19 protein-coding genes are annotated in these 15,076 nt (G+C 44.9%); 16 read left to right on the top strand and 3 right to left on the bottom strand.

From position 1 onward, the window contains the following. From MHH63_RS14770 to MHH63_RS14760, 3 genes are read left to right on the top strand one after another with little or no spacing between them, the layout of a single operon-like run. Positions 1 to 375: a GntR family transcriptional regulator gene (locus tag MHH63_RS14770; protein WP_076101764.1), complete on the top strand. Its 375-nt coding sequence runs from the start codon at positions 1 to 3 to the stop codon at positions 373 to 375. Between the two features lie 13 nt (positions 376 to 388). Further along, complete coding sequence (locus MHH63_RS14765) at positions 389 to 1,090, top strand: ABC transporter ATP-binding protein (protein ID WP_076126093.1); 702 nt, start codon at positions 389 to 391, stop codon at positions 1,088 to 1,090. Next, on the top strand, positions 1,084 to 1,812 hold the full coding sequence (locus tag MHH63_RS14760; protein ID WP_340975859.1) for a hypothetical protein: 729 nt from the start codon (positions 1,084 to 1,086) through the stop codon (positions 1,810 to 1,812). The genes MHH63_RS14765 and MHH63_RS14760 overlap by 7 nt, the downstream gene beginning before the upstream one ends. Before the next feature lie 114 nt (positions 1,813 to 1,926). Here the strand turns inward: MHH63_RS14760 and MHH63_RS14755 are convergent, their stop codons facing one another. Continuing rightward, entirely contained in the window at positions 1,927 to 2,307 is a 381-nt protein-coding gene (locus tag MHH63_RS14755) for a PilZ domain-containing protein (protein WP_076126099.1), read from the bottom strand. Positions 2,308 to 2,430: 123 nt separating this feature from the next. Between MHH63_RS14755 and MHH63_RS14750 the strand changes: the two genes are divergently transcribed. The 8 genes from MHH63_RS14750 (at position 2,431) to coaD (ending at position 8,560) form a co-directional block, all read left to right on the top strand. Further along, the gene (locus MHH63_RS14750; RefSeq protein WP_076126101.1) at positions 2,431 to 3,039 is read left to right on the top strand and encodes a pentapeptide repeat-containing protein; all 609 of its coding nucleotides are present in this window, start codon (positions 2,431 to 2,433) and stop codon (positions 3,037 to 3,039) included. 990 nt (positions 3,040 to 4,029) lie between these two features. Then, a complete protein-coding gene (locus MHH63_RS14745) occupies positions 4,030 to 4,839 on the top strand; it encodes a glycoside hydrolase family 73 protein (RefSeq protein ID WP_248548157.1) in 810 nt (269 codons plus the stop codon). 20 nt (positions 4,840 to 4,859) lie between these two features. Next, the gene (locus MHH63_RS14740; protein WP_076101776.1) at positions 4,860 to 5,144 is read left to right on the top strand and encodes a holin; all 285 of its coding nucleotides are present in this window, start codon (positions 4,860 to 4,862) and stop codon (positions 5,142 to 5,144) included. 112 nt (positions 5,145 to 5,256) lie between these two features. Continuing rightward, complete coding sequence (locus MHH63_RS14735; RefSeq protein ID WP_076183705.1) at positions 5,257 to 5,679, top strand: hypothetical protein; 423 nt, start codon at positions 5,257 to 5,259, stop codon at positions 5,677 to 5,679. 123 nt (positions 5,680 to 5,802) lie between these two features. Further along, positions 5,803 to 5,907 carry a sporulation protein YjcZ gene (locus MHH63_RS14730; protein WP_111503812.1) on the top strand — a complete coding sequence of 35 codons (105 nt, stop codon included), beginning with the start codon at positions 5,803 to 5,805 and terminating at the stop codon, positions 5,905 to 5,907. A gap of 229 nt (positions 5,908 to 6,136) precedes the next feature. Beyond that, positions 6,137 to 7,093, top strand: a complete 957-nt coding sequence (locus MHH63_RS14725) for an alpha/beta hydrolase (protein ID WP_248548158.1) — start codon at positions 6,137 to 6,139, stop codon at positions 7,091 to 7,093. Positions 7,094 to 7,455: 362 nt separating this feature from the next. Next, on the top strand, positions 7,456 to 8,064 hold the full coding sequence (rsmD, locus tag MHH63_RS14720; protein WP_341171721.1) for a 16S rRNA (guanine(966)-N(2))-methyltransferase RsmD: 609 nt from the start codon (positions 7,456 to 7,458) through the stop codon (positions 8,062 to 8,064). Continuing rightward, on the top strand, positions 8,048 to 8,560 hold the full coding sequence (coaD, locus tag MHH63_RS14715) for a pantetheine-phosphate adenylyltransferase (RefSeq protein ID WP_076126111.1): 513 nt from the start codon (positions 8,048 to 8,050) through the stop codon (positions 8,558 to 8,560). The genes rsmD and coaD overlap by 17 nt, the downstream gene beginning before the upstream one ends. Here the strand turns inward: coaD and MHH63_RS14710 are convergent. Then, on the bottom strand, positions 8,538 to 9,764 hold the full coding sequence (locus tag MHH63_RS14710; RefSeq protein WP_341171720.1) for a nucleoside recognition domain-containing protein: 1,227 nt from the start codon (positions 9,762 to 9,764) through the stop codon (positions 8,538 to 8,540). The two genes, coaD and MHH63_RS14710, sit on opposite strands and share 23 nt — an antisense overlap. A 152-nt stretch (positions 9,765 to 9,916) precedes the next feature. Between MHH63_RS14710 and MHH63_RS14705 the strand changes: the two genes are divergently transcribed. Next, positions 9,917 to 10,954, top strand: a complete 1,038-nt coding sequence (locus tag MHH63_RS14705) for a SepM family pheromone-processing serine protease (RefSeq protein ID WP_248548161.1) — start codon at positions 9,917 to 9,919, stop codon at positions 10,952 to 10,954. Here the strand turns inward: MHH63_RS14705 and MHH63_RS14700 are convergent. Next, the gene (locus MHH63_RS14700) at positions 10,944 to 12,182 is read right to left on the bottom strand and encodes a nucleotidyltransferase (RefSeq protein WP_076126116.1); all 1,239 of its coding nucleotides are present in this window, start codon (positions 12,180 to 12,182) and stop codon (positions 10,944 to 10,946) included. The genes MHH63_RS14705 and MHH63_RS14700 overlap by 11 nt on opposite strands. Before the next feature lie 209 nt (positions 12,183 to 12,391). Between MHH63_RS14700 and MHH63_RS14695 the strand changes: the two genes are divergently transcribed. The 4 genes from MHH63_RS14695 (at position 12,392) to plsX (ending at position 15,075) form a co-directional block, all read left to right on the top strand. Further along, positions 12,392 to 12,904: a YceD family protein gene (locus tag MHH63_RS14695; RefSeq protein WP_036686482.1), complete on the top strand. Its 513-nt coding sequence runs from the start codon at positions 12,392 to 12,394 to the stop codon at positions 12,902 to 12,904. 69 nt (positions 12,905 to 12,973) lie between these two features. Then, positions 12,974 to 13,147 carry a 50S ribosomal protein L32 gene (gene rpmF / locus MHH63_RS14690; RefSeq protein WP_019911234.1) on the top strand — a complete coding sequence of 58 codons (174 nt, stop codon included), beginning with the start codon at positions 12,974 to 12,976 and terminating at the stop codon, positions 13,145 to 13,147. Between the two features lie 358 nt (positions 13,148 to 13,505). After that, positions 13,506 to 14,102: a transcription factor FapR gene (gene fapR, locus MHH63_RS14685; RefSeq protein ID WP_036686484.1), complete on the top strand. Its 597-nt coding sequence runs from the start codon at positions 13,506 to 13,508 to the stop codon at positions 14,100 to 14,102. Then, positions 14,086 to 15,075 (top strand): phosphate acyltransferase PlsX, encoded by a 990-nt coding sequence (gene plsX, locus MHH63_RS14680; RefSeq protein ID WP_038570599.1) that lies wholly within the window; start codon positions 14,086 to 14,088, stop codon positions 15,073 to 15,075. The genes fapR and plsX overlap by 17 nt, the downstream gene beginning before the upstream one ends. Position 15,076 lies beyond the last annotated feature (1 nt).

Here is a 15,076-nt window from a genome sequence, read left to right as displayed (position 1 = left end):
ATGACAATCGAATTCGATAACAACCTGCCGATTTATATACAGATCATGAATTACATCAAAGGTGAAATCGTCACAGGCAAGCTGAAACCGGGAGATAAAATACTCTCAGTACGAGAACTTGCCAGTGAACTGCAGATTAATCCGAATACGGTGCAAAGAACTTTTCAGGAACTGGAGCGTGAAGAAATCGTGGAAACCCGGCGTGGAATGGGAAGATACGTCACAAGTAATGAAGGTACTATCCTGACCATCAAAAAAGAAATGGCCAAAGATGTGCTAGATCGTTTCATTCGTGGTATGCAGGATCTTGGCTTTCAAGGCGAAGATATTTTAGCGGCGGTTGCGGAGAATATCCGTAACAAGGATAAAGAATAGGGGGATAAACAAGTTGGGAAATATACTTGAGGTTCATGAAGTTACAAAAAAATATAGATCCAAGCATGCCCTCCACAAGGTATCTTTTAATCTGAGTGCGGGTAAGATCACAGGACTGCTGGGCAGTAACGGCAGCGGCAAAAGTACACTTATGAAAATCATCGCTGGACTGACACAACCTACCTCTGGTCGTGTATCCGTCATTGGGGGTTCTGTAGGAACAGAAAGTAAAGCGGTGGTGTCGTTTATGCCTGATAAGCCGCTTACAGAATCCTGGATGAGTGTTTCTGATGCTCTGAAATTCCAAACTGACTTCTATCCGGATTTTGATCAGACTAAAGCCTCGCGAATGTTGGAGTTTATGAAACTAAGAGCGCAAGATAAGGTAAAGGACCTGTCCAAAGGGATGAACGAACGTTTACAGCTTACACTTGCCCTATCACGCCGAGCTAGCCTTTATTTGCTGGATGAACCCATTGGTGGTGTAGATCCGGTAGCTAGAACAAAAATTCTTAACGCGTTAGTAGAGTTTTATGAAGAGGACAGTACCATTCTCTTATCAACCCATTTAGTATCGGATATTGAGCGGATCTTTGATGATGTGATTTTTATAAAAGAAGGAGAAATTCTGATGCATACTGCGGTGGAGGATATTCGGCTACGCCATGGCAAAAGTATTGACGAACTGTTCAGAGAGGTGTACGCAGAATGCTAAAGCTAGTGAAGTATGATTTTAGACGGGATAGGGATAAGTTTCTTGCAGTTTTTGTAATCATAATTCTGGCACAGATTGGGTTAGGATTTACCAAACTGCATGACTATGAACGGTTTACTTTGAACGGAATAGCTTATGTTATTGCAGGACTGATCTTTCTTGTCATGGCAGCAAAAACTTTTTTTAACAATATAAATTCCTATAATCGTCGCCTAGTGCCCGTAAGAACCCTGAACACAGTCCTTTCTCCGTTAGTGCTCTATTTAGCTCTAATGCTGGGTATTATTTTAATAGCTTTGATCCATTTTGGCGTGTATCTTTCAATGTATCCCTCCTCATTTCTTCCGGAGAATTTCTGGAAAGTGGGATTGTTAGTTCTCTTGCAAGCGTATTGGTTTGCCGGTTATATCATGCTTACCTTGATGGTCTCCATTACGGTTGCACGAAGTGTGAAATTTAAGGGGCGAGTATGGATTGGGCTGGCCACTGCGTATTTGTTACAGAATGGAATATTCTATTTGGAGTATTTTATTTTCAAAAGTAACTTCACTGCTTGGGAAAGTGTATTCCAGTTCGAGGTCATAGATGAGACGGATACCGCAAATGGGATACAGCTTATACAGGGTCATTTGAATCTAGCTCCTCTTCTGTTTGAAGCGGTGATAGCAGTTCTTCTTATAGTGGTCATCATCAAGCTAGTTAATAAAAGAGTGGACGTCTAGCCACAACTTGGCGGAATAGTTTTTTGAACGGAGGCAGAGCGATTTAGCTTTGTCTTCGTTTTTGTGCAAAAAAAAGACGTCCTTCTAAGTGAAGGGCATCTGTTAGGGTAAGTTCTATAGACCTTCAACCCGAAGGGTGGCGGTCCATGTTTCAAGCTCTCTTATTAGGCGTTCTTCCTCATTTTCGTCCAAGCGGAATTTAACTCCATATTGATATTGGCCCAGCCCAAACATCCAACCCCACCGGACGCTGCATAAGAGCTGAAGCTTCTCTTCATTTAATTGAAGATGAATAATAAGCCTAGTATCTCTTGCAGTGAATCGAAGATTCAAAGGAGTACGTACCTTACAACCCGAACGGCTAAGATCGAGTAATACAGCCTCTGTTAACTTTCCAGCACCTGGACCGGAATTGTTAAGCGGAACTTCAATCCAGCATTCAAGCGGATGGTTCATAACATAACGGAATGGTTCTTTCCTGCTGGACACATCCATAATTTTCCTCCCCATTGTTTATTTGCTATTATATCGAAAGGGAATGTTGAGAACAATCTACTAAAGTGCTATTTTTAATTAAGAATTAATTTTTTTAATACTGATGAAGGTGATGAGATTTATATGTACCAATACCTTAATGAAACGTTCCGTAATCACAATTTTGATCAAGGAAGCTTGCAGGATGGTGAGTTAAATAACTGCACATTCGAGCAATGCTCCTTCAAAGGCACTTCTATGGAAGAGATGAACTCTATTGGCTGCCGATTTATTGATTGTGATTTTACTGGAGCCATGCTTAATGCGTCTCACCATAAAGGTTCAGCGTTTACCAATTGTAAATTTACGGGAGCGAACCTGTTTGTATCTAAATTCGAAGATTGCAAGATGGTAGGATCGGATTTCTCAAATGCATATTTGGACGGAATCTCTCTACTCGGAGGGGACTGGTCGTACACGAACCTAAGACATACTAATCTAAGCAGACAGGATCTGCGAGGGATTCGATTTACAGAAGCGGATTTAATGGGCTGTAATTTGCAAAAAAGTGACTTGCGCGGAGCGGATTTGAGCCGTGTACAATTGTCTCAATGCAAGCTTAAGGGAGCGGATATGCGGGAAGCGATTGTTGAAGGAATTGATTTAAAGAGTCTGGATCTGCAGGGAGTGCGGATGGATATTGAACAGGCGGTACTCTTGGCACGTTCATTTGGGGCAAAAGTAGGGAATTAGTAAACGGACGCATCAGTTGCTAGCGTGGATCATAAAGACCTCCGCTAGCAAATCAATGCTTGAAGCGGAGGGGGTGGCAGCGCAGATTATTATGAGTATTCTAACTGCTGAACCTATGTATTATGGCATATGTAATAGTATGCGTTAACGTAACCGTTTTCTGGGTTTTGTCCACCATTTAATCCATAAGAATCCATCATCATCACGAAAAAACTTTATACCTACCCAGCGTAAGGGTGTCCATACTTCTTTAAAATAATATGAAGGCATAGTCTGTTAGACCCTCCTATATAGTAAATTATTACTATATATTACGCTAATTCTACGGGATTCACAAGCTAGATTTACTAATAATTACATATTGTCCGGGTGAAAGGAGTTGAGGATGCATTATGCAGGACCTAAGGCACCGCTTGAGCTACCGAGAAGTGCACCCTTCCATTTTACATAGACGCTCTACGTCATAGTGGATAGCAGTGGTCGATGTCATGAAAGACAAAGGAGTAGTAGTTCTCTAATAATAGGAGAACTACTACTCCTTTTTTTGGGATCGTTGTTTGGCTGCTTTTACACCGCCGAGTCATATTCAGTCTATTGAAGCTTTAGGACCCGGATGACGTTATTAGCATGTTTTTATCCTTTTTAGCATGGTTTCGGACCTCAGAGACATTATTCTATATGAAGAGCCTGTTATTGAATGTTTTTGGTGCCAATTACGGCTGTGGTGTCCGTTAATATCCAAAAAGTGAGCTAACGCTGCGTATAAGGTCAGCTGAGTCCAATAGATGATTCGTAAGCGAATGAGATGTAATTAGGAAGTTAGATGTTCAGATCATTGAGGCTACTCCAGCAGTCATTTCATGGGTAATGGGATGGCTTTTTTTTGTTGCCGAGTTGGATTCGAATCTAGTAAAAACACAATGTTAGAAGGGGATAAGCACAGTCATTTTATGATGCCTCGCATTTAATAAACGGAGAGGATGTGATGAGATGACAGAAGGCGAGTTTATAGCGAAGATTGCGAATTTTGCTGTAAAGGACATGCAGCTCACTAAGGTTCCTGCTTCGTTAACCATTGCTCAAGCGGCTCTGGAGTCAGGCTGGGGCAGCAGTGGATTGACTATCAAAGCGAATAATTTGTTTGGGATCAAAGGAAGTGGACCTGCTGGCAGCATTACTGTACAAACTACTGAATATATTAACGGTAAAGCTGTTAAAGTTAATGCCCCTTTTCGAGCCTATAACAATTGGGGAGAATCTATCGCGGATCACTCCGACTTGATTGTGAATGGAGTCTCATGGAATCGCAACCTTTACAGCAAGGTTCTCGGTGCAAGTGGCAAGGTGGCTGCACAAGAGATTGCCGCAGCTGGTTACGCTACTGATCCGAACTATGCAGCTAAGCTGATTCAAATTATGAATACCTATAATCTGTATCAATATGACGACAAATCCATGGGAGGAGATGATGAGATGTCAGCAGAGGATAAGCAAAAGCTTGTTAGTCTAGAATCGGAAGTAAAGGAACTGCGTGCTCTTATAGCAGCTCTTACAGATAGCAGGGATACGCTGAAAACAGGTGTGCAAGAACAGGGGCAGTCGATTAATAAGCTTACGGATCGGGTAACATTCATTGAAAATCGGGCAGTCATGAATGTCCCTGCATGGGCTGAGGCGGCTGTGAAAGCAGCGACTGCGGCAGGACTTCTCGATACTCCATCGGGTGGCAGTTACGATTTCTATCGCATATTAACGGTGCTGAACCGTGCAGGTTTACTTGTAACAGGAAGTAAAAAATGAAATAAGGAGGATTAAAAAACATGTATAACGATGCTCTCAACAGTGTGCTTGCCTTTGCTTCAGTCCTAGCTGTTTTTGTAATGGCACTTGTACAACTTGTGAAGAATAGCATTGAACTTCCGCGGAACATTGTGCCAGTAGTGGGGTTGGCTATTGGCTTGCTGGTTGGAGCAGTTGCCTATCCGTTCACTGATATGAATCTGATTCTGCGACTCTGGGCGGGGGGGCTTGCGGGGCTATCAGCGACCGGTTTGTTTGAACTGGCTTTTAATAAAAGGGATGGGACGAAAAAAGATGATAAATAGATCTTGCCTATGAGTTTTATAAAACAATCGTTTTACACTGGTAATGTGGCTATGCATTCAGTCGAGAACACTAATATATTATGGTATGCCAATTTATAAAGGGGGTGCAACGATGGGAACTTACCTTGATGCAAGAACATCTCAAAATGCCAGCCTAGCCAACTCTATAGCGATTCCTATTACGGTACTTAACACGCCGCAGCTTTTTGGACAGATTGGGTTGTTAACGGCTGGAGTGACTACCAATCCACGTGTTCTCCTTAAAGGAACGATATCAGTGACACTTCCGCTAGCGTTAGTGGGTATCACAATTACGATTGTAAGAGGAACCTTGGCTACTGATCCAAAAGTGTATTCTGCTACTTCAACTTTTGGTCTTAGTATATTGGCTCCACAAGTAATAACTTTTTCGGCAGATGACTTCTTACCCGCGATCACACCTCAGCTCACTTATACAGCATTTGTTTCTTCTAATCTTCTCGGTACAGTACGTGTGGGCCCAGAAAGCTTTGATGGTATTTTAGTTTCTGATTAATTGTAGAGCCTTTAACCTCGCTGGTAGCCCAGTAGAGGTCTTTTTTTTTAACTGAACGCCCAATCTTCTAAGGGGATCATTACATATCTTATGATGTATTCTAAATACGGAGGAGGTCTTCTCATGGGTGCTGAATATGGTCATGTTGGTGGTGCTTTTACTTCTACAGGCGCAATCTTAGTTTTGTTCATCTTATTAGTAATTATTACAAGCGCATGCATATTCTAATTTACTAAAATAGCAGAGCTCCATGTTGGCATTTTGCCGACTTGGGGCTTTTTTTTTGTAGGTATTTTGTCCATTAAGGCTATATAAAATATTAAGTTAAAAGAATACTAATCACGTAGTGAATAACATGAGTTTACAATACTATGATTTTGAATATTCAAATATACATGTTATCTTAATCTGATAACATAGATTAATACTGTTAAATTTTATTTAGGAGAGAGCTAGTTTGAAGAAAAAAATGATGATCGGAATTTCTTCTGTTATTGTACTTTTAATCATTGTTGTAACTGTGGGAAGCTTTTATTTCTATCATGTTGCTATTGCACGTGCTTCAAAGGACTTCTTGAATGAAAGCCCTGACCTGCAGTCCAGTCCAGAGGTAGAACAATCTAAAGATACCTCGAAGGCAGACCAAGAGTGGTGGGATACCCAGAGCTTTGATAGATGGGAGATGAATTCTGATGACGGAATAGAGCTTAAAGCATACTATTTAGCTGCTCCTGAACATTCCAATAAGACAGTGATTATTGCTCATGGGTATGCTGGAAATGCAACTCAAATGAGCGGGTATGCCAGAATGTATTATGAGAGACTTGGATATAATATTTTGCTGCCGGATGCCAGAGGACATGGAGAAAGTAAGGGTGACTATATCGGATTTGGATGGCCAGAACGTAAGGATTACTTGAAGTGGATACAGAACGTTCTGAAAGCAAACGGTGAGGATACACAGATTATACTGCACGGTGTTTCCATGGGGGGAGCTACCGTAATGATGACAAGCGGTGAAGATTTACCAGCTAATGTTAAAGCAATTGTGGAAGATTGCGGTTATACCTCAGTGAAGGACGAGCTTACCTTTCAATTAAAAAGAATGTACCATCTCCCCGCCTTTCCAATTGTAGATACGACCAGTATGCTAACAAAGATTCGGGCAGGTTACTCCTTTGGTGAAGCCTCAGCCTTAGAACAGGTGAAGAAATCTAAAACGCCAACCCTGTTTATTCATGGCGATAATGATACTTTTGTTCCTACGGAAATGGTTCATACGGTATATGAGAATAGTCCGGTCGAGAAGGAGCTTTACATCGTTCCTAATGCGGGTCACGGAGAAGCTTTCCGCATGGATCCGGTTAAGTATGAGAGCGTAGTTTCTGAGTTTATCGGAAGATTTGTGAAATAGTTGTTGCTGAAAAGGCTGCCGAAAGGTAGTCTTTTCGTGCTTATAATACCGTTAAACATAAATTCGGGGCCCTATCTCTAGGGCCCCTTTCATGGGAGAGGAGAAACCGGACGAAGAGCTTATGGGGAAACGTAAGCCTGCTCCGCGGTTGTCTACGACATTTGTGGTGTCGATAATTACATGATGTCCCTGGAAGTCCAATCTTATACATTAAGATGACTTATTTCTCTGAATAAGCTGTTTCGCCTTCTTATTTCATATCTAGACAAATTTTTTATTTCATCGCGCAAATGTGTTACGATAGGCGTGGACTTATGCCTTTTTGGGCATAACAAACAGAGATATAGAGCGGGTGAATAACAGTGAGAGTGGTATCGGGAAGTGCAAAAGGAAGGCCACTGAAGAGTGTTCCGGGAAGTGGGACAAGGCCTACGACCGATAAGGTGAAGGAAGCTGTATTTAGCATGGTAGGCCCATATTTCGAAGGTGGAGCGGTGCTGGATTTATTCGCCGGTACTGGCGGTTTGGGGATCGAAGCCTTAAGCAGAGGGATGGAAAGTGGCGTATTTGTTGATATGGATCCTAAAAGTATCGACACGATACGCGCCAATCTGAAGGCTACTAAGCTGGAAGAACAAGCGCAGGTGTACCGTAATGAAGCTGGTAGAGCGCTAAGTGCGTTGGAGAAGCGGGGGAAAATTTTTGATTTGGTCTTTTTAGATCCTCCCTATCGCTTGAAGCACGGGGATGAGCTTATGCTTATGATGGTCGAAAAAGGAATGCTGCAAGAGGACGCAATTATTGTTCTGGAGCATGAATCAAGTTATGCCTATCCTGAAGAGATTCCAGGATTTTATAGGCTGCGTCAGGCCGTATACGGAGAAACGACAATTTCTATTTACCAGTATGAAACTAATCCTGCAGAGGAAAGTGAAGCTGGTGAGGAGGTAGAGAATGAGTCAGCAAATTAGAAAAGAACGTGTTGCCATTTATCCAGGTACCTTTGATCCCGTGACTATGGGACATATGGATATTATTCGGCGCGCATCCAAGCAATTCGACCGTTTGATTGTAACGGTGCTTAATAATTTGAGTAAAAACCCGCTGTTTACTGTTGATGAACGGACAGAGCTATTAAGACAGGCGACCGCTGATATTCCCAATGTGGAAATTGACAGCTTCCGTGATCTGTTAGTGAATTATGTTCGTCAAAAAGATGCTCAAGTCATTGTTCGGGGTATCCGTACCGTTACTGACTTTGAATATGAGCTGCAAAACGCATCGATCAACCATAGCCTGGATCCCGATGCAGAAACGATTTTTATGATGACTAATCCGAAATATTCGTACTTAAGTTCCAGCGTTGTTAAAGAAATCGCCCACTTCGGCGGGAATGTGACTGATTTTGTGACGCCTGAGGTTGAACAAGCGATGAAGCGTAAATTTAACCGAGCCGATGGCGAATAGTACTTACTAGATACGTTCCAGCAGATAATCCCAACAGGATGATGAGCAGAAGGGCTTGCAGACTTAGCAGCTGTGGAAAAGAGCTCCATATGTCCGTTACATTAATGGTGCCGCTTGGAGTCGGGCGTGAGTCTGCAAGTGCTGGTAAAGCAGCTTTACGGATAGCCAACAATGGTTTCCAGAGCAATAAAGTTAACAGAAAAGCATAAAGTCCATGCATCAGACGAACCGTAGCGTAGGGTAGAAATCTGACTCTGGCTTGTTTGAGCATGGTCAGCACCTGTAGTTGCGCACAGAGTCCGCTCCAGCCCAGTGCAGCAGACAGCAAAGCTATCCCAAACATACTAGAGGGACCTGTTCCTATGCTTGCTAGCCCTTTGCTGATTGCGTCGGCGCCTAAATGAATTTCCAGCAAGCTTGCTGGCAGAGCAGCTGGCAATGCGGGAAGTACAGTAGTGATGATATTGATGACTACAGCGAACATAATCATGTAACCGCCCACGACCATCAGACTTTGCACGGCATTAGCGACGGACTCGCCGAGAAGCTTGCCGAAGCTGCGTCCGTCTTTTGCTCTGGCATCTGTTGCTGCAAGCTGAACGCGACTATATAAAGAAGGCTGTTTGGTGTCCGTGGAGATCTTATCAACTGGTTTCGTGTTCGCTGACCGCCCCTTTAATAGAGCATCGGTGTAGCTGGCTAGAAGTCCAGAGATCCAGTGGATGGCCAATAGGAAATAACCTGCTGAAGTACTGTGTAGAAAAGCTATGCCAATTACTATAAGCATGGTTACCGGGCTGGCGAAGTGTGTAAGTGCGGCAAGTCGGGCGGCTTCCTTGTCAGAAATGCTGTTCTGCTTGTGTAGCTGCATGACCCCTCCAGCTCCACCGGGGAATCCGGCTGTGATTCCGAGTGCCAAGGTCCAGCCGCTGGCACCGGGCAGACGAAAGACCTTTTTCATCAATGGCTCCAGAAGCACTCCAAAACCATGCACGAAACCCGAGGCGGTAAGCATCTCTGACAGCATCAGGAAGGGGAGCAGGGCAGGGAATACGAGTGTCCACCAAAGCTTCAATCCTTGGAGTGAAGCCTCAAAGGAGCTCTCCGGTGAGATAATAATTGCAATGGCTGTCAGGATTGCCATAATCCCGGGTATAAATGGTGTGGAGCGTGTAGCTAGTCGGCGTATTTGAATATTTTTCATTTCTCAGATCACCTCTTCATAACTTAAGGCATGGACGATGTGTTATCAATTTATGCAGAGTAGACAACCATCATGCCAAACCACTAGTCGAAGCGGTAATGAAGTTCAATCATTCATATCCTAAAAGTGCCGCGGGAAAGAAGGGAAGAGCAGTGAAGCAACTGAAGCATCGGCCGGGTTTCCGCGCCACAGCTTATCTGTTTACGTTTGTAGTAATCGTGTATGTATTTGTCTTTATGAACACCCCGTACATCGTATATCAGCCAGGCAGTGCATCTGAAGTTGCCCCTATGATTAAGGTAGAGAATGCCGATCCGGCTGAAGAAGGAACGTTTATGATGACTACGGTGTCTGCTAGTTATGCTAATGTGGCCTTATTGGTCGCCTCTGCTTTTAATTCCAATTCAGAGGTTGTGCGAAAAGAAACCCGGCTAGGGGATAAATCAGAAGACGAATATGCTGCAGAGCAGGTTTATTATATGAATAGCTCACAGTCTTATTCTGTTCAGGCCGCTTATCATGCAGCGGGAATTCCATATGAGGATGTAGTGGATTATCTCTACGTCTTTTCGGTTCCTGTAGAAAGTAATAAAGGACAATTTCTGCCGGGTGACAAAATCATTAGTGTAGAGGGACAAAAAGTGCCCGATCCTGAAGCACTGTCTAAACTGCTCACCTCTAAAAAAATCGGAGATCAAGTCGCTGTTGTTTTGCAAAGAAATGGCAAGGAAGTACAAGAACAAGTGACGTTGGTTGAAATAAAGGATAAAGAGGGAGCTGCCGTTCGACCTGGTTTTGGAGTCACTATTGCCGCCGTTCAAAAAGTAAAACCAAAAGAAGCAGGGAAAGCTGTCAGCTTTGTAGATACAAATGTTGGCGGACCTTCGGCAGGGCTAATGTTCACTATGGAAATTTACAATCGCCTTACTTCTGGAGATTTAACTAAGGGCCATAGGGTTGCAGGGACGGGTACGATTAACGCTGAGGGTGTAGTTGGTGCTATCGGTGGAGTGAAACACAAGATCGTGGCTGCGGACCGAGAAGGGGCGGAGATTTTTTTCGTGCCTGTTAAGAATTATGACGAAGCCAAAGCAAAAGCTGATAAAATCGGCACATCTATGAAGCTGGTGCCTGTATCTACGCTGGATGAGGCGCTGAAGTATATGGTGGAACTGCCGGTCAAACCATGACCGGAGGTTCCAAATAATCGCGGTACATATCATTTCTACGGGGTTCCTTAAAAGCTCCCGCGAAAGCGGAAGCGGCTTGAAGATCTCGCTCAAGCTGCGGATGGGAACAAAGGGACGGGCGCATGACGATGGGCAACGTAGCTTTTTGTTTCATTTCTTTAAGCAGTGCTCGTCCGCTTTCTCTAAAACCAAGAATACGAATATATCCGGGCCCCTCTGCTAGTATGGAAGGGGTCATTTCTTTTTTAGAATGATTTAACAGAACATGTAGCAGCAGACGCTGTAACCGTGTATGCGTGTAGCGCTTGCTCTTAAGGGCGTGAAGCAGGCCTGAAACAGAGAATTGCTCCAACTCAGGCAAAAGCCGCAGTATTCGGTTCTCCAAGCCTTCATTCATATCATGGATCGCGTGTAACTCGGCAGCAGTATGGGTGGTCAGCAGATGGCGGAGCGGGATACTGAAGCTCTCCAAGCTCAGAGGGCCCCTTCCGGCTGCATGCTCTCTTTCCAAAATGGACACGCTATAATCCGGCATATAAGCAGCGGGAGATCCGCCTTCTTGCAGCAGCTTGCGGATGGCCGTCGCACTTGCAATAGAAGAGTCGGCTTGTAATGGGTCATGGAAGCCTGCTGCTGTGCGCGGAATGGTTAGTGGCATTATCTTGCTGTGCAGCCGCTGCAAGGCGATAAGATAATGCAGGCCAAGGCTGTTATTCGGCTGGCGCAGCAGCTCGCCTGCATCTCCGGGACTCTCCGTTTCCGGGAGAGTCCCTTCAAAGGCCACCGCCGCCGCTGCGCTGTACGCGGCGGGGAAGCTCGCTCCGAGCGCCATGCGGCGGCGGATCTCGCTCTGAAGCTCGCTGCTTTCCTCAGCCAGATATCTGGCCAGCGGGAGCAGCGAGCCCAAAGTGCCGGCTTCGGAGCCGAAGCACAAGCTGTCCACGACCCCGGTCGCTTCCAGCAGTGCAACTGCTCCGAACGCGAACCACTCGGCTGGCTGGACGGCATAAGCCACCGGCAGCTCAATGACGAGGTCGGCGCCCATATGCAGCGCCATCTCTGTCCGGGCTTGCTTGCTTACCGCCGCCGGCTCGCCGCGCTGGGTAAAGGGACCACTCATGACGACGATGGTGCGCTCTGCGCCGGAAAGTCTTTTGGCTTCCGTGAAGTGATGCACATGTCCGTTATGTAAAGGATTGTATTCTGCGATGATTCCAACCGTTGTCACTGTGGCTTCCCTCCGATAAGTAAGGTATATTTATTGAGTTTAGTAGGGTAGATTTCTAGAGATACTGTTAGCACAAGCTGATCTTTTGATTTACACTAATAGTTATATCATAATTCACCGCATTTTCTGAAACAATATAAAGGGAAAATGGTTGACAAAGGTATAGAATACTAGGTATAATAAATTTTGTTTGTTTGGGAGTGATAAGTATGCAGATTCACTTTCGCAAATTAGCGAATGCCGACGAACCGTTACATATTCACGATGTTGTGGATGTCAGCGAGGTAGTCAAAGGGCGCAAGGATATTCTAACTGTTGCTCCGCTCTCAGTAGACCTTAAAGCGCTGCCCGCGGGAACCGATTGTGTGAACGTGGTGGGGAAACTGAGTGGAGATGTGGACATGTTATGTTCACGTTGTCTCACGGAGGTCAAAAGTGATTTGAACATTCCTTTTGCTGAGACTTTCAAGTGGCTTAAGCAGCCAGTTCTTCCAGATGATGACGAAGATGAGGATCTCATTTACGTCAAGGATGAGGTTGTGGATCTTATCCCGTATGTGGAAGAAAATTTCGTACTGCACTTACCGGATTCGGTATTGTGCAAGGCAGACTGTCTTGGTCTTTGTCAGAAATGCGGACAGAACTTGAACGAAGGCACCTGCAGTTGCGACAACACAGTGATCGATCCTCGACTCGCTGGGTTGAAAGACTTTTTCAAATGAAACATTACAACAAAACACATCCTGCTCTGAGGAGCAGGCTGACAGAAATATCACGAGGAGGTGGAACACATGGCAGTACCACAACGTAGAACGTCTAAAACACGCCGTGACAAACGTCGCACCCACTTTAAGTTGGTTGTGCCGGGCATGGTGAAATGTGAACAATGCGGAGAGTTGAAACTAGCTCACCACGTATGCAAAGTTTGCGGAACTTACAAAGCAAGAGAAATCATCAAACAATAGTTTCAAAAATAAGTAGTACTTCACTTCGGTGAGGTACTATTTTTTTGTCCAAATTTAATAAAGATAAGGTTTGCAGCTATACTTTATGTTCCGCTCAGAAGTCAATGCTTTATTTTTGGTGCGGCATGCTTTATACTACATATTAGTACCTGGTTCTAAAAAATATTTATGATTGTTTGACCTAATATAACAGCGGCCATTCAAGCGGCCGGATGCTTTCTTTAAAATATAAGGAAGTATAAGTTATGCACCTATACTTTATGTCTTATATTTCTCGCTTAAACGCTTACCGTCCTTATTAGGGCGCCGAAGGCGTTTATGCTTGGCATGTGCCAGGAGGTGAGCCGCTATCGAGCGGATGTCCAAGAAAGAACGTCAGCAACAGCTGCTACATATAATTGCAGGCAATCCTTTTGTAACTGATCGGGAGTTGACTCGTCAGCTGAAGGTGAGCATTCAGACGATTCGGTTAGACCGGATGGAGCTGGGAATACCAGAACTGCGTGAAAGAATGAAACAAATGGCAGAGCATTCCTATGATCAGGTGCGCTCTTTGCCTGCGGATGAAGTGATCGGAGATATTGTGGATTTACAGCTCGATAAGAGCGGGATTTCGATCTTTGAAATTCGTGAGGATCATGTCTTTTCCAGAAATGGGATCGCCCGTGGCCACTACGTGTTTGCTCAAGCCAATTCGCTTGCGGTTGCTGTAATTAACGATGAAATTGCCTTGACTGCTTCAGCCGACATACGATTTGTTCGTATGGTTCTGCTTGGTGAGAAGTGCATTGCTAAAGCTCAAGTGCGGTCACTTGCAGGCAGAGGCGGCAAAGCAGAGGTGGACGTATTCACCTATGTCGGAGAAGAATTGGTATTTCAAGGCCACTTTATAGTGTATCGTTCCGCTAATGAAGAGTATAGTGAAGGGGGTAACCGTAGTGCTGATCGCCATTGATGCCATGGGCGGGGACAACGCTCCTGAATGTAATGTCGAGGGGGCGTTGTCCGCGGCCGCGGAATGGAAAGATACGCAGATTGTGCTCGTAGGTGACGAAGCCAGACTAGAGCCACTGCTGAAGGACAAGCCGTCCAACCTGAGTGTGCGGCATGCAGGAGATGTTATTGGTTCTGATGAAGAGCCGGTTAAGGCGGTTCGCCGCAAAAAAGATTCATCCATGGTTGTAGCTGGACGTATGGTGCGTGAGGGCGAAGCAGATGCTATGATTTCGTCAGGTAACACGGGGGCGCTTATGACTACAGGGTTACTTGTAGTAGGCCGTATGCAGGGGATTGAACGTCCGGCGCTGGCACCTATGATTCCGACGCTGGATGATGTTGGCGTGCTTGCGCTTGATCTTGGCGCTAACATGGATGCGAAGCCTGAACATCTGGTGCAATATGCGCTGATGGGCAGCATTTATCGGAATAAAGTGCATGGCATTGCTAAGCCGCGGGTTGGACTTCTAAATGTAGGGACGGAGCCTGGGAAAGGCAACGAACTGACCAAAGAAGCCTATCCACTGCTGGAGAACTTGCCGGGCATTCATTTTATCGGTAATGTTGAGGCACGCGACGTACTGACAGGAAACTGCGATGTGCTTGTCTGCGATGGATTTGCTGGTAATATCCTGTTGAAGTCGCTTGAGGGTACAGCGGGTGCATTGTTCTCTTTACTGAAGGAGCAATTCAGCCGTTCTCTGAAGACTAAACTTGGAGCGGCTATGCTGATGCCGGAGCTTAGAGCCCTGAAGGGCAAGATGGATTATAAAGAGCATGGCGGTGCACCGCTGCTTGGTCTTAGCGGATTGGTAGTTAAGGGGCACGGATCTTCAGACGGAAATGCGGTTAAAAATGCAGTAAGACAAGCGCGGATTGCTCTGCAAGCCGATCTTGTGCCAAGTATATCCAAGGAAATTAGCGGGAAGTGAG

Source organism: Paenibacillus sp. FSL H3-0310 (genome assembly GCF_038002785.1).
Lineage (GTDB): Bacteria > Bacillota > Bacilli > Paenibacillales > Paenibacillaceae > Paenibacillus_AQ > Paenibacillus_AQ odorifer.
The sequence above is the reverse complement of the archived record's forward strand: the minus strand, read 5'-3'. Positions and strand labels throughout refer to the sequence as shown.